Genomic DNA, 22,909 nt, shown 5'->3' with positions numbered 1-22,909 from the left:
CTTCCCGGAGGCCTACCGCGTGCGGCTGCGCACCTCCAACGGCATGGAGCGCCTGAACGGGGAGATCCGCAGGCGCGAGACGGTCATCCGCATCTTTCCCAATCGCGCTTCCGTCCTTCGCCTCATCGGAGCCATGCTCATGGAAGAGAACGAGTACTGGATGACGAAGAAGCCGTACATGGACATGACGGACTTCAAGGCGTGGAAGAAGCAGAAAGCCACTCAGGGCGCCGGCTCGGAGGAGCAGGAAACCAGCACCACCATGACGGAAGCGACGGACAGCCTTTAAACCCGATTCCATTTTCTACCGAGAAGTGTTTTTACACACAATTATGGACTTGACCCCTGCGCGCCCGAGTTGCTCGGTTTTTCCGCGCAACTCCCTCCGTTCTGCTGCCACCGAGCCAGAGTTGCTCGGTTTTTCCGCGCAACTCCCTCCGTTCCGACGCCTGCGCGCCCGCGTTACTCGGTTTTTCCGCGCATCTCCCTCCTTTCCGACGCCTGCGCGCCCGAGTTGCTCGGTTTTTCCGTGCAACTCCGTCCGTTCCGGCAGCAAAAAGGAGCGTTCCCGATCGGGAACGCTCCTTTCTGCTGCGCGGCGCTAAAGGCTGGACGACCGGCCGACGCCGCCTCGCCCTCGCCTGACCGAGGCCAGCTCTGCCGCCTCGTCTGCGCGCCTCTGCCGCTGCCGACGCTCATGCGCCGCCGACGCTCTCGGGCTGCCCGCTCAAGCGCGGGCGCCGCCGCGAGCTTAGTCGGCCAGGCGCAGCTGGCGCACGAGCCGCGTCAGATGCTCCAGCGCGTAAAGGACGCGCTGCTTGACCTTGTCGCTGGCCGGCTCGCCGTCCTCGCCGAACGTACGCGCGTCTCCGCCGATCGAAACCCACTCCGTGCAGTTGATGCCGTGCAGGTTGCGGACGACCGTCTGCAGCTGCGTCAGCGAGCTGACGCCGACCGCGCCGGCCGCGGAGCTGGCGACGAGCACCGGCTTGCCCTCGAACTGCGCCGCGCCGAGGTAGTCGAGCGCGTTTTTGAGCGTGCCGGAGAAGGACCCGTGGTACTCCGGCGTGCCGAGGATGACGCCGTCCGCGTCGGCGACGGCCTGCACGAGCAGGTCGATCTGCTCGCTCGGCTCGGCGGCATCGGACGAATAAAGCGGCAGCGCGTGGCGATGCAGATCGATGAACGTCACCTCGATCTCCTTTTCCCGGAGAGCCTTCTCCATATAGCGCAGCAGCTTCGTGCTGGTCGATTCCTTGCGGTTGCCTCCTGCAATGATCGTAAGCTTCATCGATCGTTCATCCTTTCGTTTCCATTCATGGGGTTCCTGTTCCCATTATAGCCTGCTCGCGAACTTTCTCAAGCATTTTATTTACAAAGTGGCCGAAGGGTCCTCATCCTCATGAACGCCAACCTCGATCTCAAAGATCGCCTCCGCTCCCCGCTGGAGCGGCCTCAGCTCGATGCGCCCGTCCATCCGCTCCACGAGCGAGCGGCAGATCGCAAGGCCGAGGCCCGTGCCGCCGTACAGGCGCGAGATGGAGGAGTCGGTCTGGCTGAACGGCTTGAAGAGCAGATGGAGCTTGCCCTCCGGAATGCCGATGCCGGTATCCCGAATGCAGAACTCGAGACGGATGCGGCCGCCGGTCCGTCCGACTTCCCTGACTTTGACGGAGATGCCGCCCTCGTCCGTGAACTTGACGGCGTTGCTGATCAGGTTGTTGAGCACCTGGCGCAGCCGCTTGCCGTCCCCGACCAGCACCTCCGGCAGGCCCGGCTCGAGCTCGAGGATGGCGTCGAGCTTCTTCTCCTTGAGCTTGCCGAGAAAAAGCTGCAGCGAGCCCACGACGACGTCGCGAAGTACGAACGGCTCCTGCGCGAACGGAATCTCTCCGCCCGACTCCAGACGCGAATAGTCGAGCACATCGTCCATCACGTCCATGAGGCCGCTGCCGCTGCTCTGGATGATGCGCACGTATTCCCGCTGGCTCTCGTCCAGCCCGGTGTCGAGCAGCAGCTCGCTCATGCCGAGCACGCCGTTCAGCGGCGTGCGGATCTCATGGCTCATGACGGCGAGGAACTCGCTTTTGATCTTGAGCGCTTGCTCCGCCTCCAGCTTGGCCTGCCACGCCTCCCGCAAAGCCGCATTGCGCGGCGTCAGATCGGTCGAGATCGTGTAGATATCCATACGGCCGTCGCGCCCGTCCCAAGGAACGAACACCGTGCTGAGCTCCAGCTCGCGCTCGTCCTTGGTGCGAATGCGCAGCTCCGATGTCTGCGCGCGCCCCTGCTTGGCGCGCAGGAAGCAGCGGCTCACGCGCCTCCGGTCTTCCGGCTCGACGATCGACCAGAAGCGCCCGCCCTCCAGCTCCGCCGCCGTGTAGCCGGTCAGGCGCACCGCCGCCGGATTGATGCGCAGCAGCCGTCCGTCCCGGCTGAACAGGCAGACCATGTCGGGATTGTATTCGAAAATGGAATCGTAACGGCTCCGGTTGCCGGCGGCTTCCTTCCAGGCCGCCTTTTTTTCCAGCATGAGGCTCAGCGCGAACAGGACGAGCGTCAGCACGGCGACGATGACGATCGCCTCGAATCCGTTCCACTCTGCCATGGCGCCCCGCTCCTCTCTTGGCTGGATCCCTTTGCAAGTGCATTAACCTTTCGGCTGCGAATAGAACCGGATGACGAACGGAAGCCGCCGCGGCTCGGCCGGCAGCGAGCAAGAGAACTGCCCGCGATCGAGGCACATGCCGATGCCCATGACGGACTGGCCACGCTGCCCGCAGACCGCCGCTGCTGGAAGGCGAACCGGCCGGTGAGCGCGCTGCTGGAGGGCGAACCAGGCCGGGGGCGAGCGCGCTGCTGGAAGGCGAGCTGGCCGGGGGCGAGCGCGCTGCTGGAAGGCGAGCTGGCCGGGGGCGAGCGCGCTGTTGGAAGGCCAGCTGGCCGGTGACGAGCGCGCTGTTGGAAGGCCAGCTGGCCGGTGACGAGCGCGCTGCCATCTCTGCTGATGGGGCTGGGCATGGCAGGCCTTATGTGGCCGAAGGACATCGTCGACGTGCAGGGCCGGATCGCCATCCTGGACAACCGCTCGGCCATCCGCAGCCTGCGGGAGTCCGGCAAGAACCTCTACTGGTCGGGTCCGGACGATCCGAGCATCGGCGTGCTGAAGCTCGTACCGGACGTGATCGCGTTGAGCGAAGGCTATGCCACTGGATGCGCTCCATTTCCGTCGCATCGCCCCCGCCAGTGGTAGATGTGCCACTGATTCGCTCTCTTTCCGCCGCAGCGCCCCGCCAGTGGTAGATTTACCACTCATTCGCTCCATTTCCGCCGCAGCGCCTCCGCCAGCGGTAAATTTACCACTCATTCGCTCCATTTCCGCCGCAGCGCCTCCGCCAGCGGTAAATTTACCACTGATTCGCTCTATTTCCGCCGTAGCGCCTCCACCAGCGGTAAATTTACCACTCATTCGCTCCATTTACCTCGCAGTGCCTCCGCCAGTGGTAAATTTACCACTGATTCGCTCCATTTCCTCTACAGCGACTCCACCAGTGGTAAATTTGCCGCAATGCAGATAAAAACCCGTTTCCCGACCTGCCGAAGCGCTGCTTCAGCGGAAGGGGAAACGGGTTTTTACGTTGGAATCAAGGTGCCCCTCCAAGCCGACACGGCCTAGCCGCGCAGGAAGACCGCCCCGATCGCCAGCGCGCCGAGGATGCCCCAGACGGCGTTGAGCTTCAGGTACTGCACGAGGATGAAAAACGCCGCCGCGATCAGGAACGGCATGAAGTTCAGGAAGCCGGAGCTTTCCTTGAAGGCGAACTTTGAGAAGTCGTACGCCAGCATCGCCATCATGACGAAGATGACCGGCTGGATGCCCCGGATCATGCCCTTGATGACGGGGTTGCCGCTCAGCTTGATCATGATGCCCGAGAGCGCCACCATGACAAGCGCCGTCGGCAGCACGACCGCGACGAGCGCGACGGCGCTGCCGGCCACGCCCGCGACCTTGTAGCCGATGTAGGCGGCCAGCTTGGTCGCGATCGGACCGGGCAGCGCGTTGCCGAAGGCGAGCGCCTTGCCGAATTCGTCGGTCGTCATCCAGCCGTATCGGCCCACCACCTGATCCTGATAGATCGGAATGATCGACGGCCCTCCGCCGTAGCCGAGCAGCGTCGCCACCCCGAACGAGTAAAAGAGATTCCATAATGTCGCCAGCACTCGTGCTCGCTCCTTTCTATGCCGCGCCCGAGGGAAAAGCCAGCCAACCAGCTGATCGCCAAGGCGTCTGCTCGCAAGCAGCCTATGGGCCAACCAGCCGATCGCCAAGGCGTCGGCTAGTAAGCAGCTCTAGGCTCACCAGCCGATCGCCAAGGCGTCGGCTGGTTGGCAGCTCTAGGCCTACCAGCCGATCGCCAGGCCGTCGCCGCGCGGGTCGGCCGCGCCGGTCATGAGGCCGTCGGCGTCGATGACGATGCCCTGCGCCTGGCCGGTGACGCCGTCCCAGGCGTCGACCAGCTCGACCCGGTGCCCCCAGCCGCGCAACGTCGCGGCTGCGCCGGCCAGGCCGCGGTTTTCCAGCTTGAGGCTGTCGCTGTCCTGTCCCCACGTCCGACCGTAGATCCAGCGCGGCAGCGCCAGCGCCTCCTGGACGGTGCAGCCGTAGTCGATCAGGCCGGTGATGACGGACAGCTGCGTCTGCGGCTGGCCCTCCCCGCCCTGCGAGCCGACGAGCGCCCACGGCTTGCCTCCGCGCAGGATCATCGCCGGCATGAGCGTGTGGAACGAGCGCTTGCCCGGCGCCAGCACGTTCGGAGCGGACGGATCGAGCGAGAAGAACGAGCCGCGGTTCTGCAGCAGCACGCCAGTGTCCTCGGGCATGTAAGCCGCTCCGAAGTCATAATACAAGCTCTGAATGAAGGAAACGGCGTTGCCCTCGCCGTCGACGACGGCGGCGTAGGCGGTATCCTGGCCCATCGCCGGCGACAGATGCGTTGCGGGATTCGGGAAGCTGCGGCCGATCTCGTCGTACAGATGGCGGGCGTACGACTTGGACAGCAGCCGCTCCAGCGGAATATGCGCGAAGTCCGGATCGGTCAAGTAGCGGTCGCGGTCGCGGAACGTCTTTTTCACCGTCTCGGCCATCAGATGGTAGAACGCGGCCGAATCGCGCGGGATCTCGGAGAGGTCGGCGTTCTCCAGCACGTTCAGCATCATCAGCGCGGAGAAGCCCTGCGAGTTCGGCGGCATCTGATGCACCTCGCAGCCGCGATAGCTGACCGACACGGTCGGCACCCACTCGCCGCGATGGGCGGCGAAGTCCTCGCGCGTCAGCAGCCCGCCGTCCCGCTCCATCCCAGAGACGATGCGCTCCATGACCGTCCCCGTATAAAAGCCGTCCCGGCCCGCCGCCTGCAGCTCCCGCAGCGTGCGGGCGAGATCCGGCTGGACGAGCCGCTCGCCGGTCCGCAGCAGCCGGCCCTGCGGCAGGTAGACGGCCGCGAGCGCGGGGCAAGCCACGAGCTCGCGCTCGCCGATCCGCATCCAGTGCTCGAGGTTGCGCGAGATCGGGAAGCCCTGCTCGGCATACTGCGCCGCCGGCTCCAGCAGCTCCTCCCACGGCAGCCGGCCGCCGCGCCGCCACACCTCCCACCAGGCGTCGACCATGCCCGGCACGGTGATGGAGCTGCGCACGCCGCGCTGCGGAATCGCCGTCTCCCCGGCATCCGCATAAACGGACGGCGTCACCTGGCTGCCGGCGCGGCCGCTGCCGTTGTAGCCGGCCATCTCGCCGCTCGCCGCGTCGTAGAGCATGAAAAACGCGTCGCCGCCGACGCCGGTCATATGCGGGTAGACGACGCCGAGCGCCGCGCTGATAGCGACGGCCGCATCCGCCGCGCTGCCGCCGCGGCGCACGATGTCCCGCCCGATCTCGCTGGCGATGTAATGAGGCGTCGCGACCATTCCCTGGTAGCCCATCGGCATGACCGGCTTCATACGCTTCCCCCCTCATAGATGTCGAGCGCCGCCTGCACCGCCGCGCCGGCCTTGAGCTCCGCGCCGTGGCGCAGCAGCACCGCCTCCAGCGCGCCGAGCAGCAGCAGCACGTTGCGCTTCGAGCAGCTGTAGCCCATCGTGCCGATGCGCCAGATGCGGCCTTTGAGCGGGCCGAAGCTGCTGGCGATCTCGATGCCGAACTGCTCCAGCAGCATCGATCGCACCGACTCGCCGTCAATGCCCTCGGGGATCTCGACGCAGGCGACGACGGCGAGCTTGCATGCCGGATTGCCGTACAGCCGCTGGCCCATCGCCTCCAGGCCGGCGACGAGCGCCGACTCATGCAGCCGATGGCGGGCGAAGCGCTCCTCGAGCCCTTCCTCCAGCACGATCCGCACGCCCTCGCGCAGCGCGTACAGCATCGACGTCATTTCGGTATGATGGTTGAGCCGCGCCGGGCTCCAGTAATCCTGCAGCTGGCTGAGGTCGAGGTAGTTGCTGCGGATGACGCTGCCGCCGAGCTCGCTCGCGGCAGGCGGCTGCAGCCTCGGCGCGGCGGATGCGAGGGCGGCCGCACTCAAACTGCCGACGGCGGGCAAGGCGGCAAGGCCTGCCGGCGCAGCTGCTGGCGCGGCGGAACCGGAAGCGGCCGCGCCGTCTGCCGCCGGCTCGGACGGAGGCTGCAGCCCGCGCTCGACGCGCTTGCGGCGGAGCAGCTTCGCCTCGGCGCGCTCGTTGTAGGTGATCGGGGCCATGCCGGACGGCACCGACAGGCATTTCTGCGCGCCGCCGACGACGGCGTCCAGGCACCAGGCGTCGGTCTCGACCGGCACGCCGCCGAGCGTGGCGACCGCGTCGACGGCGATCAGGATGCCGCGCTCGCGGCAGGCTTTGCCGATGGCCTCGAGCGGCTGCACGCGGCCGGTCGACGTCTCGCCGTGCACGATCGCCACCAGATCCGGACGGCAGGCGTCGATCGCCTCGATCACCTCCTGCGGCTCGAATACCTCGCCCCAGGGCTTTTCGATCGTATAGACCTCCGCCCCGAGCCGCTGCGACAGCTCGGTGAGCAGATGGCCGAAGCGCCCGAAGATCGGCACGAGCAAGCGGTCGCCCGGCTCGATCAGCCCGGCGAGCACCGCCTCCAGGCCGGAGCGCGACGTGCCGTCGACCGGATACGCCCAGCGATTGTCCGTGCGGAACAGCTCCCGCAGCATCTCCATCGTCTCGTTCATGATGGCGGTGAACTCCGGATCGAACTGCCCCAGAATCGTATGGCTCATCGCCCGCAGCACGCGCGGGTCGGCTTCCACCGGCCCCGGCGTCATGATCGTCCTCGGCGTCGGCGACAGGTCGGCGTATCGTTTCATGGCACTCTCTCCTCGTAGGCAAGCTCGTATAGCGCATCGATCAAAACCGCCAAGCCTCCGGCCAGCTGCGCCTCCTCCGTAAATTCCAGCGGAGAGTGGCTGATTCCGGCCCGGCTCGGCACGAACAGCATCGCCGCCGGACAAATCTCCGACAGCAGCTGGGCGTCATGCCCGGCTCCGCTCGCCATGCGGCGGACCGCCAGCCCGCGCCGGCCGGCCGCCCGCGCGAGCCGGTCGGCCAGCTCCGCGTCCATGCGCGCAGGCGGCGCGTCCATCCACAGCTCGCCCTGCAGCTCGAGGCCGCGCCGGGCGGCGATGCCGTCCAGCTCCTCCAGCAGCTCGCGGCAGAACGACTCCAGCGCTTCGGCTTCGTCATGCCGGACGTCGAGCGTGAACCGGACGCGGCCTGGCACGACGTTCGGCGTGCCGGGCTCGGTCTCGAGCTGCCCGACGGTGGCGACCATCGGCTCGCCTCGGCGGACGGCCGCCCGCTCGGCGGCCAGCGCCATCTCCGCCGCCCCGGCGAGCGCGTCGCGCCGCAGCGGCATCGGCGTCGTGCCGGCATGGTTCGCTTCGCCCGCCACCGTGAACGTATAGCGGCGCTGCCCGACGATCGCCTGCACGACGCCGATCGGCTCTCCGCTCCGCTCCAGCACGATGCCCTGCTCGACATGCAGCTCGACGAACGCATCCAGGTCATCGCGCCGCGGATGCGGCTGCTCCGGGCGGCCGAAGCCCGCCGCAAGCATCGCCTGCTCGAGCGTCTCGCCGTCCGGATCGCGGTAGAACGAGGCTCCCTCGAGCCCGTAGCGGCCGACCATCGTGCCCGAGCCCCAGTAGGAAAGCGGGAAGCGGCTGCCCTCTTCCTCGCACAGCGACACGACCTCCAGCGTCCGGCGCGGCGGTCCGCAAAAGCGCTTCAGCGCCGCCAGCGCGGCGATGCCGGCGGCGACGCCGTAGGCGCCGTCATAGTGGCCGCCGCGGCGCACGGTGTCGATATGGGAGCCGGTCAGGACGACGCGGCTCCCGCCGTCCGTCCCGGGCAGCCGGCCGAACAGGCTGCCCGCGCGGTCGAAGCGCGGCTCAAGGCCGGCTGCGGCGAGCCGCCGCTCCAGCAGGCGCTGCGCCTGCAGCCAAGCGTCGTCGTACAGCAGGCGCGTCACGCCGAGCGCGCCGGCCGGGCCGATCAGGCCCTGCGGCGCATGCGGCGTCCCGGACGCCTCCACGGCGGATGCAGCGCCCGACGCTGTTGGCGGCACCGCCGCTGCGCCTGCCGCTGCTGGCGGCACGGCCTCTGCGCCTGCCGCAGCTCCCGCCGCCGCGCCTGCCGCAGGGCTCGCCGCCTGGCCCGCCGCTTGCGCCGCGCCCGCTCCTCCAGCCGCCTCGGCGGCGGCCGCCGAAAGCTGCGCCGCCGCCGTCCCGAGCGGGTCCGCCGTCGCCGCGTTCGCGGCGCTTTCCGCGCCGATCCAGGCCAGCTCCCGCAGCAGCTCCATCATGAAGGAGGCTGCCTGCTCCATCTGCTCGCTTGTCAGCGCCATCCGCGCCCCCTCCTCTCTTCCGCTTTCAGCGTCCGCCGAACGATCCGCCCGTCCCGGCCTCGGCGGCTTGCCGCCGCTCTGCCGGCGCCCCCAGGCCGCCAGCGGTGCGCACGCCTCCCGCCGCCACGACGCCGCCGTCCAGCGAGTAGACGACCTGTCCGCGCAGCAGCGTGCGGACGACCCGGACGTCCATCCGCATGCCCGTGTACGGGCTATGCGGATGCAGGTACTGCAGGTGGCCGCTTTCCAGCGTGTAGCCCGCGCTGCGGTCGATCAACGCCAGATCGGCGTCCTTGCCGACGGCGATTCCGCCCTTGCCGGTCAAGCCGAAGCGCTCCGCCGGCGCCCCCGCCAGCACCCGCGCGAGCCGGCCGGCCGGAATGCCGCGCCGCAGCCCTTCGCCGAGCACGAGCTCGACCGTGCTCTGCGCGCCGGAGATGCCGCCCCAGGCGTCGAAAAAGCTCAGCCCCGGCCCCGCCTTCAGCTCGATCGGGCTCGGACTGTGGTCGGAGGCGACGAGGTCGATCTTGCCTTCCGCCAGCTGCGCCCACAGCCGCTCGACGCTTTCGGCGTCCCGCAGCGGCGGCGCGCATTTGGCCACCGGCCCGATCCGCGCCATGTCGTCCGCCGTCAGCATCAGATAATGCGGGCATGTCTCTACGGTCACGTCCAGGCCGTCCCGGCGCGCGCGGTCGATCCGCTCCACGCTGTCCGGATGGCTGATGTGCACGAAGTGCAGCCGGCAGCCCGTGAGCTCCGCGTAGAACAGCGCCCGGTGCACCGCCTCCAGCTCCGCCACCGGCGGCCGCGAGGCGGCGAAGTCGAGCGCCCCGACGCGGCCTGCCCGCCGCATCGAATCGCCGAGCGCCGTCGTCATGCTGTCGTTCTCCGCATGCAGCGCCAGCACGCCGCCGAACGAGGCGATGCGCCGCATTCCTTCGTACAGCGTCCAGTCGTCCGCCTCGACGAAGCGGCCTTCGCCTTCTCCGCCCGGCTTGGAGACGAACGCCTTGAAGCCGACGACGCCGGCCTCCGCCAGCGGCTCCAGCTCCTCGAGCTTGCCCGGGACGAGCCCGCCCCAGAACGCATAGTCGACGGCCGAGCGACCTTCGGCGCAGGAGGCCTTGAGCGCCAGCGCCGCCCGGTCGACCGTCGCCGGCAGCCCGTTCAGCGGCATGTCCGCGTAGGCGGTCACGCCCCCGGCGGCGAGCGCGGCGGAGCCGGTCGGGAACCCTTCCCAGTGGCCCATGTTCGGCTCGTTGAAATGCACGTGGACGTCGACGCCGCCCGGCAGCACGAGCAGCCCCGACGCGTCGACGATTTCCGCCCCGGCCGCGTCCAGCTCCGGACCGATTGCGGCGATCGCCCCGCCGGCGATCGCGATGTCCAGCCGCTGCGGCTCCGCGGCGTCCGGCAGGACGATGTCGCCGCCCTTGATCACCGTTGTCCAGCCTGCGGCCGGAAGGTCCCTCTTCTCTCCCATGATGTTCGCCCCTTTCCTAACCGCTGATGACGGAAGCGCGCGAGGCCCGCCTCGCTCAGCTGCCCCGATAGCTGCTGTACCCTCCCGGCGCGACGATCAGCGGCACATGATAATGCTGCGAGCCGTCGGCGATCGTGAAGCGGATCGGCACCTGCTCCAGGAACGCCTCTCCCGCCGCAGCGGCCGCGCCTGCGCCTGCCGCCGCTGCCGCCGAGCGGAAATACGCGCCGGCCTCGAACAGCAGCTCGTACGTGCCGGGCGTCAGCTCCTCGCCGGCCAGCAGCGGGCCGTCGATGCGGCCGTCGGCATTGGTGACCGCCTCGCGCAGCAGGCCGGCCTGCCCCTCTCCGGCCAGGCGCGTCAACGTCAGCGCCATGCCTGCCGCCGGGCGTCCTCTGGACGTGTCCAGCACATGCGTCGTCAATCTCCCTCCGTCCATCTCGCTCCTCCTCCCTGCCTAGTCCGCGATCAGGTCCGCCAGCCGAAAGCCGGTGATGCGCCCGATCTCCCGCAGCGCCTGCTCCAGCTCCGCCTCGCGCTCCCGCGGCGTCCGCTCCTGCAGCGCCTGCAGGATGCCGTCCTTGTCCTTGCCCTTCACCGCGAGGATGAACGGAAAGCCGAACCGCTCCACATACTGCCGATTGAGCGCCGAAAACGTCTCGTACTCCTCCGGGCTCAGCCGGTCGAGGCCCGCGCCCTGCTGCTCGGCGACGGAATGCTCGCTCATCACGAGCCGCGCGCCGAGATCGGGATGCTGCCGCAGCAGCGCCAGCACCGCTTCCTCGCCGGCCTCGCGCACGGCCCGCTCCATCGCGGCATGCAGCTCTTCCCGGCCGGCATACGGCCGGCCCGCCGCGGCCCGCTCGGCGACCCACGGCGAATGCTCGTAGATGCCGCCGAGCGTCTTGGCGAACGCTTCCGGCGTCATCGCGTTCAGCTCCGCGATCGTAACCTGCCCGCTCATGTCCAGTACCCCGCGTGCACGGCGACGATCGCCTCGTCCAGCTCCTCGAACGGCCCGATGACCGTCACCGGCTTCTGGCCGGCGGCGAACACCTCGCGGCACGGCAGGTCGAGCGTCGGATTCTGCTCGTCGTCGCCGGTCAGCTCCAGCAGCCTTTTCTCGCTGATGCCGTACACGACGGTGCCGACATTGCCCCAGTAGATGGAGCCCGAGCACATCGCGCACGGCTCGACGGACGTGTACAGCGCGCAGTCCCACAGGAACTTCTTGTCGTAAAGGCCCGAGGCGCGCTCCATCAGCGTCGTCTCGGCATGGCCGGTGCAGTTGCGCTCGGTCACCTCGATGTTGCCCTGCTCCAGCAGGATCTCGCCGTCCGGGCCGACGAGCAGCGCGCCGAACGGCGTATTGCCGGACTCGCGCGCCGCCTCAGACACCTCGACGGCCCGCTTGAGATAGCGGATATGGTCTCTGTCGCTCATGGCGATCTCTCCTTTTAAATCAGGTTCGCGTCAGGCTCGCCGGCCGAAGCCCGGCATACCGCGCGGAAGATGCTGCCGTAGCCGGTGCAGCGGCAGATGTTGCCGGCCAGCGCCTCCTCCGTCTCGGCCCGGGACGGGCACGGATTGGCGGCCAGCATCGACGTCACGCTGACGACCATGCCCGGCGTGCAGTAGCCGCATTGGAAGCCGCCTTCCTCAAGGAAGGCGCTTTTCACGCGCTCGGCCCGTTCGTCCCGCAGCCCTTCGATCGTCACGATGTCGGCCTCCTGGCATTGGTAGGCGGACAGCAGGCAGCTGTTCATCGGCTCGCCGTCCACGAGCACCATGCAGGCGCCGCAGCGGCCGATCTCGCAGGAGCGCTTCGTGCCGGTCAGGCCGAGATCCTCGCGGATGACCGCCAGCAGGCGGCGCGACGGGTCGACCCGCAGCTCGCGCCGCTGCCCGTTCAGGCGAAAGCGAAGCCAGAGCGGACCGCCCGCCGGCGGCGCTGGCGCGGCTTCGGCCGGCGCGAGCTCGGCCGGCGCCGCATCGGCATCGAGCCGCTCCGGCGCCAGCACCGCTTGCGCCGAAGCCAGCTCCGCCAAAGCGGAGGCGGCGCCTTCTTCTCCGGCCGCGACCGGCGGCTCCGGCGCCGGGGCGCCGGCCGGCATCCGCATGGCCGCGGCCTCCGGGCCGGCTTCGGCCGGCGCCTCCGTCCCGCGACGGGCCGGCTCCGGCGTTTGCGCCGCAGCCTGCGGCCCGCTCGCGGCCCGCTCCGCCTGCCGGCGCCGCTCGGGCTCCGACTCGCCGATCGGATAGCGCTTCTTGTCGTCACTCATCGCATCCGCCTCCTTTCGCCTGCCACTCGTCGCTCCATGGCTGCAGCAGCACGCCGGGCTCGAGCGGCAGCTTGCGCACCCGCACGCCGACCGCGTCGCGGATCGCGGCCGTGATCGCCGGGGCGAGCGCCACCGAGCCGATCTCGCCGACGCCGCGCGGACCGTACGTGTCGTCCTCCGGCAGCTCCTCGATCGCCTCGACCGTCAGCCGGCCGACATCGGCGGCCGACGGCACGAGATACGTATCCAGGTTGCGCGTCGCGTAGCGCCCTGCCTCCATGACCGCATCCTCGCTCAGTGTGAAGCCGAGCGCCATCGAGGCGCCGCCCTCGATCTGTCCAAGATATCCCTGCGGATTGGCGACGGGACCGGCGGCGACGGCATGATGCTGGTCGGTCACCTTGACCCTGCCGCTCAGCAGGTCGACCTCGACGCGGGCGGCGACGGCAGCGTACGTGTACAGGAAATGCGCGCCGACATGCGGCTTGCTCGTAGTCGGGTAGTGGAACGTCGTCTCGCAGACGATCGGGTCCGCCGCCGTCCGGCGCGCCAGCTCCGCATACGCGGCGACGAGCCCGCCGCCTGCGTCCCAGACGCCGCCCGCGCCGACGCGCAGACGATCGGCCGGAATGCCCGACGCCTCGGCTGCCGCTTCCGTCAGCCGCCGCGTCAGCTCCGGACGCAGCCGCCGCAGCGCCATCCACATCATGCTCGTGGCGCGCGAGGCGGTCGACGAGCCGCTGTTGGGGACGATATCCGTGTCGCCGATGAGAATGCGGAAGTCGTCCGGCGCGAAGCCGAACTGCTCGATCAGCATGCCGCTCAGCGTCGCGATCAGCCCTTGGCCGAACTCCTCGTAGCCGAACACCGCCTCGATGACGCCGTCCGCCGCCAGGCGCAGAATGCCGCCCGCCGGGTCCGGGATGCCGAAGCCGAGTCCGGCTCCGTGCATCGTCAGCGCCGCGCCGTAGCCGACGCGCACCCACGGAGGCGGCGCCGGAGCCGCTTCGGCGCCTGCCGCGCTCTCCGCCTGCGCTGCGGCCCGCGCCGCATTCGACGCCGCCGCAGCCCGCTTATCCGCCGGCAGAGCCGCCTCCGCCTCGCCGCTCCGCGCAGCCTGCCCGCCGGCGCCCGCCTTGGCGCCGTGCCGGGACCGCCACAGCGGCGAGCGCTCCAGCGCCTCCCACACCTGCCGCGCGCCGTCGGTCGGCGCGATCGGCTGGCCGAGCGGTCCGGGATCGGACGGCTCGCGCATGTTCATCCGCCGGAATTCCCACGGGTCGATGCCGTGAAGCTCCGCCAGCTCGTCGAGCTGGCTTTCCAGCGCGAAGATCGCCTGGTTGCCGCCGAAGCCGCGGAATTCGCCGGACACGCCGTTGTTCGTGTACACCGCATGCCCCTCGACATCGAGCATGCCCCAGCGGTACGGCCCGATCACATGCTCGGTCGAGAAGTTGAGCACCTCCGCTCCCAGCGTCGCGTACGCCCCCGTATCCGACAGGATGCGGGCGCGATGCGCGAGCAGCCGCCCGGACCGGTCCGTGCCGGTGCGCATCGTGATGAGCATCGGATGGCGCTTCAGCCCCGCCCGCACGGACTCCATGCGCGAGTTGTGCAGCCGCACCGGACGCCCGGTCTTGAGCGCGAGCAGCGAGCCGTACGGCTGCACGTTCAGCTCGTCCTTGCCGCCGAACGAGCCGCCGATCGGGCTCGACACGACGCGGATGCGCTCCTCCTCCCAGTCCAGCATGCGGGCGAGCTGCATCCGGTCCATGAGGCCGTGCTGCGTCGCCGAGTAGACGGTCAGCCTGCCATCCGCTTCCGGGATGAACAGGCCGCCCTCGGTCTCCATATAAGCGTGCATCTGGCGAGGCGTCGCATACTCCCTCTCGACGACGAACGCGCACTCGGCGAACAGCGCCTCCAGCTCCTCCGGCTCGCCGGTGCGGTACTCCGTGCGATGCAGCAGATTGCCGTCCTCATGCAGCTGCGGCGCGTCCGGCAGCAGCGCGAGGCGGGGGTCGGTCAGCGGAGGCAGCGGCTCGTACTCGACCTCGATCAGCTCCAGCGCCAACGCCGCGATCTCCGGCGTGTCGGCGGCGACCGCCGCGACAGCGTCGCCGACGTAGCGCACCCGGTCGCTGCACAGCGCCGGCTGATGCGGAAAAGCGATGCCGAACCGGTTCAGCCCCGGCACGTCGCGATGGGTGATGACCGCATGCACGCCCGCCAGCGCCTCCGCCCGCTCCGTGCGGATCGAGCGGATGAGCGCATGCGCGTGCTCGCTGCGCAGCACTCGCGCCCACAGCGTGCCGGGACGGCTCATGTCCGTCAGGTACGCCAGGCTGCCGTCCACCTTGGCAGCGCCGTCCGGACGGATCCGCCAGCGCTCGCCGCTTCCTTCCCGGGTCAGGATCATCGCCGCTCTCCTCCTCTCGCTGTCCATCCTTCCCATACCGCCGCCGCGGCCAGATTGGCCGCGCAGCGCCGCCGATAGTCCGCATCGGCAAAAGCGTCTCCCGCCGGCGCGTACTCCGTCAGCGCCGCCTCGAACGCGGCCGCCGCCGCGCGGGCGGCATCGCCGCTTGCGGCCAGCGCCGCGAGCGCCGCCCGCTCGGCGAGCCGCAGCCGCTGCGGCGGAGCGGAGCCGCCTCCGGCCGCGAGCCGCAGCCATGCGCCGGGCGCGCCAACGGGCGCGGCCGGGCCGCCCGCCGCCGCGACGCAGACGAGCGCCGGCGTGAACGACTCGCGGCGCCCGATCTTGCGCCAGGCGTGCCAGCGGCCGCCGCTCGCATGCCCGCCGCTGAAGTCAGCGGCGCAGGCTCCCTCTGCGCCTCCGGCTCCGGCGCCATTGCCGCTAGCGGCCCGAGCTCTGCCGCTCCCTTCGCTCGCGCCGCCCGCCTCGCCAGCCGCGCCGGCAGCGCCGGCAGCTCCGCCAGGCGCCGGCAGCGTCACCGCCGCCAGCAGGCGGCGCTCCGGAGCCGCTCCGGCCCGGCGCTCCTCCAGCCAGGCCTCGAGGCTCTGCCCGGCGAGCGAGGCGCCGTCGTACCACTCCAGCTCCGCGTCCAGCGCGAGCAGCGCCGGCAGGCTGTCGCCGACGGCCGACGCGATGTTGCCACCGAGCGTGCCGAGATTGCGCACGCCCGGCGCGGCGATCATGCGCAGCGCCTCGCGCAGCAGCGGCCAGCCGGCGCTCGCCGGCGCCTTCAGCACGGCCGACAGCGTCGCCTGCGAGCCGATGCGCAGGCTGCCGTCCGGCTGCGGCCCGATGTCCGCGAGTCCGCCGATCCGGCGCAGGTCGAGCAGGACGGACGGCGGCGCCAGCACGCCGTTCTCCCATTGCGTCCGCAGCAGCGTGCCGCCGGCGACGGGCAGGGCGGCGAAGCCGTGCCTCCACCGGAGCCGCCAGGCTTCTTCCAGCGTGGCCGGCTGCAGCAGCAGCGGCCCGGCCGTTTCCTTCAAGCTCATCCCTTTTCCCCCTTCGCCCTCATGTCCTATCCGATCCGATCGCCGCTCTCTACGCTACAGCCGCTGCTCGCGGATATACGGCAGGCCGAGCGACTCCGGCGAGCCGGACGGCTTACCGCGTCCTCTCCAGCCGAGGTACATGAGCACGAGGATCGTCACGACGTACGGGATCATCTTGAGGAAGTACGACGGAATAAGCGAGCCCTCCAGCTGGATGCGGAAGCCGATCGAGTCGAGCGCCCCGAAGAAATAGGCGCACAGCAGCGCGCGCAGCGGGTTCCAGCGGGCGAAGATGATGAGCGCGACGGCGATCCAGCCGCGGCCGGCGGTCATCCCTTCGTTCCACGTCGGGGAGTAGACGAGCAGCATGTTCGCTCCCGCGAGCCCGATCAGCACCGCCCCGCCGACGACGTAGGCGTAGCGCGCCGCTTGCACGGGAATGCCCATGACGTCGGCGGTCGCCGGATTGTCGCCCATCGCCCGCAGATGCAGCCCCCACGACGTGCGGTGGATGAGCAGATGCAGCCCGAGCGCGAGCGCGAAGCTGATCCAGGTGAACCAGTCAAGACGGCCAAAGATCGGCCCGAGGAACGGCACGCCGTCCAGGAACGCCAGTTCAAGCCTCGGAAAAGCGCCCGGAAGCGGCTGGCCGGCGACCGGCTTGCCGAGATAGGCGCTGAGGCCGGCGCCGAACAGCGTCATCGCCAGCCCGCTGACGATATGGTTGGCGCGCAGCGTGACGGTCATGAACGCATGCACGAGGCCGAGCGCCGCGGACACGAGCACGACGGCGGCGAGCGCCGCCCAGAGGCTGCCCGAGCGGATGTAGACGAGGCAGGCGCTGACCGCGCCCATGAGCATGATGCCTTCCGTGCCGAGCTGGATGATGCCGGCGCGCTCGCTCAGGATGCCTCCGAGCGTCGCGATCAGCAGCGGCGTGCCGGAGGCGATCGCGGCGGCAAGCAGCAGAGTGATGAAGTCCATGTCAGGTTCCTCCGATCGGGATTAGGCGGCGCGACGGATGCGAAAGCGTGCGGCCATGTCGCCGGCGATGAGGCAGAACAGGATCGCGCCCTGGATCATCGACGAGATCGACGACGGCATGCCGATCGTCTGCACGCTGTAGCCGCCGACGATGAGCCCGCCGAACAGGAACGACGTGACGAGCAGGCCGGCCGGATGCAGCTTGGCGAGCCAGGCGACGATGATCGCCGTGTAGCCGTAGCCCGGCGAGATGCCGTACATGAGGCGGTGAGACACGCCCGCCACCTCCGCCATGCCGGCGATGCCGGCGAGGCCGCCGCTAACCGCCATGACGATGAGGATATGCTTGCGGATGTTGATGCCGGCTCCGCGCGCGGCGTCCGGATTGGCGCCGATCAGCCGCAGCTCGTAGCCCCAGCGGGTGTAGCGGATGAGGACGGCGTACAGGGCGACGGCGCCTACGGCGAAGACGAGGCCCAGATGCAGGCGCGTGTCGCCGAGCACCGGCAGCATTTGGTTGTCGCCGAACATCGGCGTGCCGGGGAAGTTGAAGCCCTTGGGATCCTTCCACGGGCCGAAGACGAAGTAATTGAGCGCCAGCAGCGCGATGTAGTTCAGCATGAGCGAGGTGATGAGCTCGTTGACCTGGAAATACGTGCGCGGAATGGCCGTGAAGAGCCCCCACAGCGCGCCCGCCGCGATGCCCGCGAGCAGCATCGCCGGAATCGTCAGCCAGAGCGAAAGCCCCGGCAGGTAGATCGTGATCGCGGTCGCGCCCATCGCGCCGGCGAGCAGCTGCCCCTCCGCGCCGATGTTCCAGACGGAGATGCGGTAGGCGATCGAGACGCCGAGGCCGCACAGCAGCAGCGGAATCGCCTTGACGAGCGTCTCGGTCAAGCCGAAGCTGGAGCCGAACGCGCCGTTCATCATCTTGGCGTAGACGGTCAGCGGGTTCATGCCGTTGGCGGCGATGAAGACGGCGCAGATCAGGAGCGCCGCGACGACCGAGACGATCGGCGTCCACCACGGGGAGCCCTTGCCTGCCGGATCGAGCTCGAAGCGCAGCGGGAAGCGCGGCTTGCGCGCCGCTCCCGGCGTCGATGCGGCTGCGGCTGCGGCCGGACTGCCCGGCGCCCCTCCCGCGAGGCTCGCCGACGCCTGGGCCGCCTGCCGGGCCGGAGCGAGCACCGCTTCGAGTCCCGCCGGGCCGGATGTTGGATTCATACGATGGCCTCCTTGCCGTCAGGATCAGGTTGGTCCGGCTGCCGGAGAGCCTCCTCGGCCCCGGCGCGTCCCGCCGCCGCCTCCTCCGCGCCGGCGGAGCCGGTCATGAGCAGGCCGATGCGCTGGCGGTCCGCCTCGTCATGCGCCATCTCCCCGATGATGCGCCCGCCGAAGACGACGAGCACGCGGTCGGACAGCTGCAGGATCTCGTCGAGATCCTCGGAGATGAGCAGCACTCCGCTGCCCGAGGCGCGCAGCTCCATGAGCATGCGATGCACGCTGTCGGCCGCCCCGACATCCAGCCCTTGCGTCGGATGCACGGCGACCATCAGCTTGGGCCGCATGCTGATCTCGCGGGCGAACAGCAGCTTCTGCTGGTTGCCGCCCGAGAGCATCCGCACCGGCGTATCGAGGCTCGGCGTGCGCACGTCGAACTGCTCGACGAGCGACTGCGCCCAGCGCCGGTTGGCGCCTCCCCGCAGCAGGCCGAGGCGCGAGCGCTCCGGGCCGCGGTACGATTTGGAGAGCAGGTTGTCGGCGATCGCCAGGCTGCCGGCCAGGCCGCTTTTCATCCGATTCTCCGGAATATGCGCGATGCCCGACTCGATCGCCTCCAGCGCCGACGCCCGCTTCCAGACCGCGCCGTCAAACTCGATCTCTCCGCCGGACCAGGGATGCAGGCCGTTCAGCACCTCCGCCAGCTCCTTCTGCCCGTTGCCGGCGACGCCGGCGATGCCGACGATCTCGCCCTTCCTCACCTCCAGGTCGAGCCCGTCGAGCGCCTTGCGCCCGCCGTGGCCGAGCGCCTTCAGCCCGCGCAGCGCGAGCAGCGGCTCCATGCCGGCCGGCTCCCGCTCCTTGCGCTGGAGGACGACCTCCTTGCCGACCATCAGCTGCGCCAGCTGCCGCTCGTCCGTCTCCTCGCGGGCGAGCGAGGCGATCATGCGGCCCTTGCGCATGACGGAGATGCGGTCGGCGACGCTCATGACCTCCTTCATCTTGTGCGTCGTGATCAGGATCGTCTTGCCCTCCGCGCGCATCTGGCGCAGCGTGGCGAACAGCTGCTCCGCCTCGCCCGGCGTCAGCACCGAGGTCGGCTCGTCGAGGATGATGATGTCGGCGCCGCGGTACAGCGTCTTGACGATCTCCACCCGCTGCTGCTCGCCGACCGACAGCTGCCAGATCGGCCGGTCGACCGGGAAGCCGAGTCCGAAGCGCTCGGCCAGCTCGGCGATCTCCTTCGTCTTTCTCTTCATCCAGCCGGCGCCGCGCCAGAAGCCGCCCTTTTCGCCCAGCACCATGTTCTCGGCCGCCGTCAGCGTCTGCACGAGCCGGAAGTTCTGGAACACCATGCCGATGCCGAGCTCGGCCGCCTCCTTGGGCGAGCGGATGCGGACCGGCCGGCCCTGGATCCGGATCTCGCCCTCGGTGGCGCGGTACACGCCGGACAGCATGCACATCATCGTGCTCTTGCCGGCTCCATTTTCCCCGAGCAGGGCGTGGATCTCGCCCCGCTCCGCCGTGAAGTCCACCTGATCGTTGGCCGTCACGCTGCCGAAGCGCTTGACGATCTTCCTCATCTCCACCGCTGGATGGGTGCTCATCGCCTCAATCCGCCTCCTTGAAATGCAGCTCGCGCGCCTCCCCGGAAGCGGCTCAGATCCCTTCTGCAAGGGATCTGAGCGCTGCTCCGGCAGGCCGCAGGAAAGGCCGTCAGTTCGGGATCGTTCCCTCCACGCCTTTCACGAACCAGTTCATGTTCAGAATCTCTTCCATCGTCAAGGACTTGCCCGCCTCGACCTTGGCCGCTCCGCTCTGATCGCTGATCGGGCCCTGGAACACGTCAAGCGTGCCTTCCATCGCCTTCTTGTGCTGCTCCTCGACGAGCGCCTTGACGTCGTCCGGCACTTTGGCGCCGAGCGGCGCGAGGCCGACCATGCCGTCCTGCATGCTGCCCATGTACTGCTGGCTCTTCCACGTGCCTTCCATGACGGACTTGACGACCATCGTGTAGTACGGCCCCCAGTTCCAGACCGGGTTCGTCATGTACGTGTCCGGGGCGAAGCGGCTCATGTCCGAATCGTTGCCGCCGGCGAAAGCTCCGCGCTCCGCCGCCGCCTGGATCGTCGCCGGGCTGTCCTGGTACGCCATCAGCACGTCCGCGCCTTTGTCCAGCAGGCTGACCGCCGCCTGGCGCTCGGTCGTCGGATCGAACCAGGTGTTGGACCAGACGACGCTCACCTTGGCGTCCGGGTTGACGCTCTGCGCGCCGAGTGCGAAGGCGTTGATGTTGTAGATGACCTCGGGAATCGGGAAGGCTCCGACGTAGCCGATCTGGTTGTTCTTCGTCAGCTTGCCGGCCGCGATGCCGGACAGGTAGCTCGCCTCGAAGTTTTTGCCGAAGAACGTGCTCATGTTGTCGTTCGTCTTGTAGCCGGCCGTATGCTCGAAGATGACCTTCGGGAACTTCTTCGCGACGTTCAGCGTGTAGTCCATGTAGCCGAAGCTCGTCGTGAAGACGATGTCGTGGTTTTGCGCCAGCTCGGTGATGATGCGCTCGGCGTCCGCGCTCTCCGGCACGTTCTCGACCGTATCGGCCTTGAGGCCGGTCTGCTCTTCCATGTATTGGCGGCCTTTGTCATGCTCGTACGTCCAGCCGCCGTCTCCTGGAGGACCGATGTAGACGAAAGCGACGCGGGGCTTCTCGATTTTCGGCATCGTGCCGCCTTCGCCGCCTGCGTTCTCGCTTGCAGTTCCGGCGTTCGCCGCTGCGCCGCCGTTCGACGCTTCGTTGCTGGGAGCCGCCGCTCCATTGTTCGAGCTGCCGCCTCCCGCGGAGCATCCGGCTAGCACGAGCATGACCGCCACGCATAGCCATATGGCGCTTTTGAACGTTCTGACCCTCTTTTTCATCCTTATCCTCCTTTAAATGCTGCGCGTCCGATAATGGCCGGACGGCGCAGGATGTGCTGGAAGTACGGGCATTCGGCGCTTTGCCGCGCTGCCATGTCTTCCACTATAGGAGGCGGTTCGTTTTTACGTCAACTTACCTCACATATATTTGTGCATGAATGGAAATGGATCGGCTTTCATTGTGCGCGGCGCACGAAAATACGTCGGAACGGTTGCCGAAACGATTTATTCCGGCTCTTCTTTGCATTATATGCATGTCATATTTATGCATGGGTGCGGGAGCGTGGCGAGCGCAGGGCAGGCGCGAGTGGGCGCCGGACGGGCGCGGGATGGGCGCGGGGTGGGCGCGGGATGGGCGCGGGGTGGGCGCGGGATGGGCGTGGGATGGGCGCGGGATGGGCGCGGGATGGGCGCGGGATGGGCGCGGGATGGGCGCGGGATGGGCGCGGGATAGGCGCGGGATAGGCGCGGGGCAGGCCCGGGGTGGGCGCGGGGTGGGCGAGGGGTGGGCGCGGGGCGGGCTCCCGCTTCGCTTGCCATCTGCAACCCGATCAAGCATCTTGCCCGTCACCATCCGTCCGGACAGCTGGTCGATTTTCCCGCTCAACTCCGCCCGTTTGGATTTCCACGCCCCCGCTAACCCGATTTTTTCGACTTATCGCCTCGGCTCCGCTCCTCCGGCTCTCTAACCCGATTTTTTCGGGTTACAGCCCGCCAACCCTGCTCCGACGGCCCGCTAACCCGATTTTTTCGGGTTGCAGCCCGCCAACCCCGCTCCGACGGCCCGCTAACCCGATTTTTTCGGGTTGCAGCCGCCAACCCTGCTCCGACGTCTCTCTAACCCGATTTCTTCGGGTTACAGCCCGCCAACCCCGCTCCGACGGCCCGCTAACCCGATTTTTTCGGGTTGCAGCCGCCAACCCTGCTCCGACGTCTCTCTAACCCGATTTCTTCGGGTTACAGCCCGCCAACCCTGCTCCGACGGCCCGCTAACCCGATTTTTTCGGGTTGCAGCCCGCCAACCCCGCTCCGACGTCTCTCTAACCCGATTTCTTCGGGTTACAGCCCGCCAACCCTGCTCCGACGGCCCGCTAACCCGATTTTTTCGACTTATCGCCTCGGCTCCGCCCCTCAGACCGCCTGCTTACTCGGGTTTTCCGCGTAACTCCGACGTCGGGACACCTGTTTGAGCACAGTTACTCGGATTTTCCGCGTAACTCCGACGTCGGGACACCTGTTTGAGCACAGTTACTCGGATTTTCCGCGCAACTCCGACGTCGGGACACCTGTTCGAGGTCAAGTCCATAATTGTGTGTAAAAACACTTCTCGGTAGAAAATGGAATCGGGTTTAAAGGCTGTCCGTCGCTTCCGTCATGGTGGTGCTGGTTTCCTGCTCCTCCGAGCCGGCGCCCTGAGTGGCTTTCTGCTTCTTCCACGCCTTGAAGTCCGTCATGTCCATGTACGGCTTCTTCGTCATCCAGTACTCGTTCTCTTCCATGAGCATGGCTCCGATGAGACGGATGACGGAAGCGCGATTGGGAAAGATGCGGATGACCGTCTCGCGCCTGCGGATCTCCCCGTTCAGGCGTTCCATGCCGTTGGAGGTGCGCAGCCGCACGCGGTAGGCCTCCGGGAAGGCCAGCACCGCG

20 protein-coding genes are annotated in these 22,909 nt (G+C 68.7%); 2 read left to right on the top strand and 18 right to left on the bottom strand.

Going from position 1 to position 22,909, the window contains the following annotated elements; genetic code table 11:
* Nucleotides 1-289: transposase (locus tag H582_RS0110375; protein ID WP_028598501.1), on the top strand; the 289-nt coding region annotated here is incomplete at its 5' end.
* 462 nt (nucleotides 290-751) lie between these two features.
* Here H582_RS0110375 and H582_RS0110370 read toward each other — a convergent pair.
* Together H582_RS0110370 and H582_RS29990 are read right to left on the bottom strand one after the other, a co-directional pair.
* Nucleotides 752-1,291 (bottom strand): NADPH-dependent FMN reductase, encoded by a 540-nt coding sequence (locus H582_RS0110370; protein ID WP_028598500.1) that lies wholly within the window; start codon nucleotides 1,289-1,291, stop codon nucleotides 752-754.
* 81 nt (nucleotides 1,292-1,372) lie between these two features.
* On the bottom strand, nucleotides 1,373-2,608 hold the full coding sequence (locus tag H582_RS29990) for a PAS domain-containing hybrid sensor histidine kinase/response regulator (RefSeq protein ID WP_052333131.1): 1,236 nt from the start codon (nucleotides 2,606-2,608) through the stop codon (nucleotides 1,373-1,375).
* 411 nt (nucleotides 2,609-3,019) lie between these two features.
* Here H582_RS29990 and H582_RS0110355 point away from each other — a divergent pair, with 411 nt between their 5' ends.
* The gene (locus tag H582_RS0110355) at nucleotides 3,020-3,253 is read left to right on the top strand and encodes a pyridoxamine 5'-phosphate oxidase family protein (protein WP_127464630.1); all 234 of its coding nucleotides are present in this window, start codon (nucleotides 3,020-3,022) and stop codon (nucleotides 3,251-3,253) included.
* Between the two features lie 419 nt (nucleotides 3,254-3,672).
* Here H582_RS0110355 and H582_RS0110350 read toward each other — a convergent pair whose 3' ends face one another.
* The 16 genes from H582_RS0110350 to H582_RS0110275 form a co-directional block, all read right to left on the bottom strand.
* Nucleotides 3,673-4,221: a chromate transporter gene (locus H582_RS0110350; protein WP_028598498.1), complete on the bottom strand. Its 549-nt coding sequence runs from the start codon at nucleotides 4,219-4,221 to the stop codon at nucleotides 3,673-3,675.
* Between the two features lie 180 nt (nucleotides 4,222-4,401).
* Nucleotides 4,402-5,997 (bottom strand): gamma-glutamyltransferase, encoded by a 1,596-nt coding sequence (gene ggt, locus H582_RS0110345; RefSeq protein WP_028598497.1) that lies wholly within the window; start codon nucleotides 5,995-5,997, stop codon nucleotides 4,402-4,404.
* The gene (locus H582_RS32810) at nucleotides 5,994-7,367 is read right to left on the bottom strand and encodes a pyridoxal-phosphate-dependent aminotransferase family protein (RefSeq protein ID WP_028598496.1); all 1,374 of its coding nucleotides are present in this window, start codon (nucleotides 7,365-7,367) and stop codon (nucleotides 5,994-5,996) included. The genes ggt and H582_RS32810 overlap by 4 nt, the downstream gene beginning before the upstream one ends.
* A complete protein-coding gene (locus H582_RS26930) occupies nucleotides 7,364-8,905 on the bottom strand; it encodes a Zn-dependent hydrolase (protein ID WP_052333130.1) in 1,542 nt (513 codons plus the stop codon). The genes H582_RS32810 and H582_RS26930 overlap by 4 nt, the downstream gene beginning before the upstream one ends.
* Before the next feature lie 25 nt (nucleotides 8,906-8,930).
* Complete coding sequence (allB, locus tag H582_RS26925) at nucleotides 8,931-10,388, bottom strand: allantoinase AllB (RefSeq protein ID WP_084137051.1); 1,458 nt, start codon at nucleotides 10,386-10,388, stop codon at nucleotides 8,931-8,933.
* A 55-nt stretch (nucleotides 10,389-10,443) separates the two neighbouring features.
* Nucleotides 10,444-10,827: a hydroxyisourate hydrolase gene (gene uraH, locus H582_RS0110325; protein ID WP_028598495.1), complete on the bottom strand. Its 384-nt coding sequence runs from the start codon at nucleotides 10,825-10,827 to the stop codon at nucleotides 10,444-10,446.
* 18 nt (nucleotides 10,828-10,845) lie between these two features.
* A complete protein-coding gene (uraD, locus tag H582_RS0110320) occupies nucleotides 10,846-11,352 on the bottom strand; it encodes a 2-oxo-4-hydroxy-4-carboxy-5-ureidoimidazoline decarboxylase (protein WP_028598494.1) in 507 nt (168 codons plus the stop codon).
* Nucleotides 11,349-11,831 carry a nucleoside deaminase gene (locus H582_RS0110315; RefSeq protein ID WP_028598493.1) on the bottom strand — a complete coding sequence of 161 codons (483 nt, stop codon included), beginning with the start codon at nucleotides 11,829-11,831 and terminating at the stop codon, nucleotides 11,349-11,351. Before H582_RS0110315 ends, uraD begins: the two co-directional genes overlap by 4 nt.
* 14 nt (nucleotides 11,832-11,845) lie before the next feature.
* On the bottom strand, nucleotides 11,846-12,301 hold the full coding sequence (locus H582_RS26920; RefSeq protein ID WP_043111186.1) for a (2Fe-2S)-binding protein: 456 nt from the start codon (nucleotides 12,299-12,301) through the stop codon (nucleotides 11,846-11,848).
* Between the two features lie 361 nt (nucleotides 12,302-12,662).
* Nucleotides 12,663-15,089 carry a molybdopterin cofactor-binding domain-containing protein gene (locus H582_RS0110305; RefSeq protein WP_028598492.1) on the bottom strand — a complete coding sequence of 809 codons (2,427 nt, stop codon included), beginning with the start codon at nucleotides 15,087-15,089 and terminating at the stop codon, nucleotides 12,663-12,665.
* The gene (locus H582_RS26915; protein ID WP_043111183.1) at nucleotides 15,086-16,138 is read right to left on the bottom strand and encodes an FAD binding domain-containing protein; all 1,053 of its coding nucleotides are present in this window, start codon (nucleotides 16,136-16,138) and stop codon (nucleotides 15,086-15,088) included. Before H582_RS26915 ends, H582_RS0110305 begins: the two co-directional genes overlap by 4 nt.
* A 54-nt stretch (nucleotides 16,139-16,192) precedes the next feature.
* Nucleotides 16,193-17,122: an ABC transporter permease gene (locus tag H582_RS0110295; RefSeq protein WP_028598491.1), complete on the bottom strand. Its 930-nt coding sequence runs from the start codon at nucleotides 17,120-17,122 to the stop codon at nucleotides 16,193-16,195.
* 21 nt (nucleotides 17,123-17,143) lie between these two features.
* Entirely contained in the window at nucleotides 17,144-18,346 is a 1,203-nt protein-coding gene (locus H582_RS26910) for an ABC transporter permease (RefSeq protein ID WP_084137048.1), read from the bottom strand.
* Nucleotides 18,343-19,950 carry an ABC transporter ATP-binding protein gene (locus tag H582_RS26905; protein WP_084137045.1) on the bottom strand — a complete coding sequence of 536 codons (1,608 nt, stop codon included), beginning with the start codon at nucleotides 19,948-19,950 and terminating at the stop codon, nucleotides 18,343-18,345. The genes H582_RS26910 and H582_RS26905 overlap by 4 nt, the downstream gene beginning before the upstream one ends.
* A gap of 109 nt (nucleotides 19,951-20,059) precedes the next feature.
* Nucleotides 20,060-21,259 carry a BMP family ABC transporter substrate-binding protein gene (locus H582_RS0110280; protein WP_028598490.1) on the bottom strand — a complete coding sequence of 400 codons (1,200 nt, stop codon included), beginning with the start codon at nucleotides 21,257-21,259 and terminating at the stop codon, nucleotides 20,060-20,062.
* A gap of 1,349 nt (nucleotides 21,260-22,608) precedes the next feature.
* A partial coding sequence (locus tag H582_RS0110275; protein ID WP_028598489.1) for a transposase occupies nucleotides 22,609-22,909 on the bottom strand: 301 nt, incomplete at its 5' end.

Origin of the sequence: Paenibacillus pasadenensis DSM 19293, assembly GCF_000422485.1 — a bacterium.
Classification (GTDB): domain Bacteria; phylum Bacillota; class Bacilli; order Paenibacillales; family Paenibacillaceae; genus Paenibacillus_O; species Paenibacillus_O pasadenensis.
This window is presented reverse-complemented; position numbering and strand designations above follow the sequence as displayed.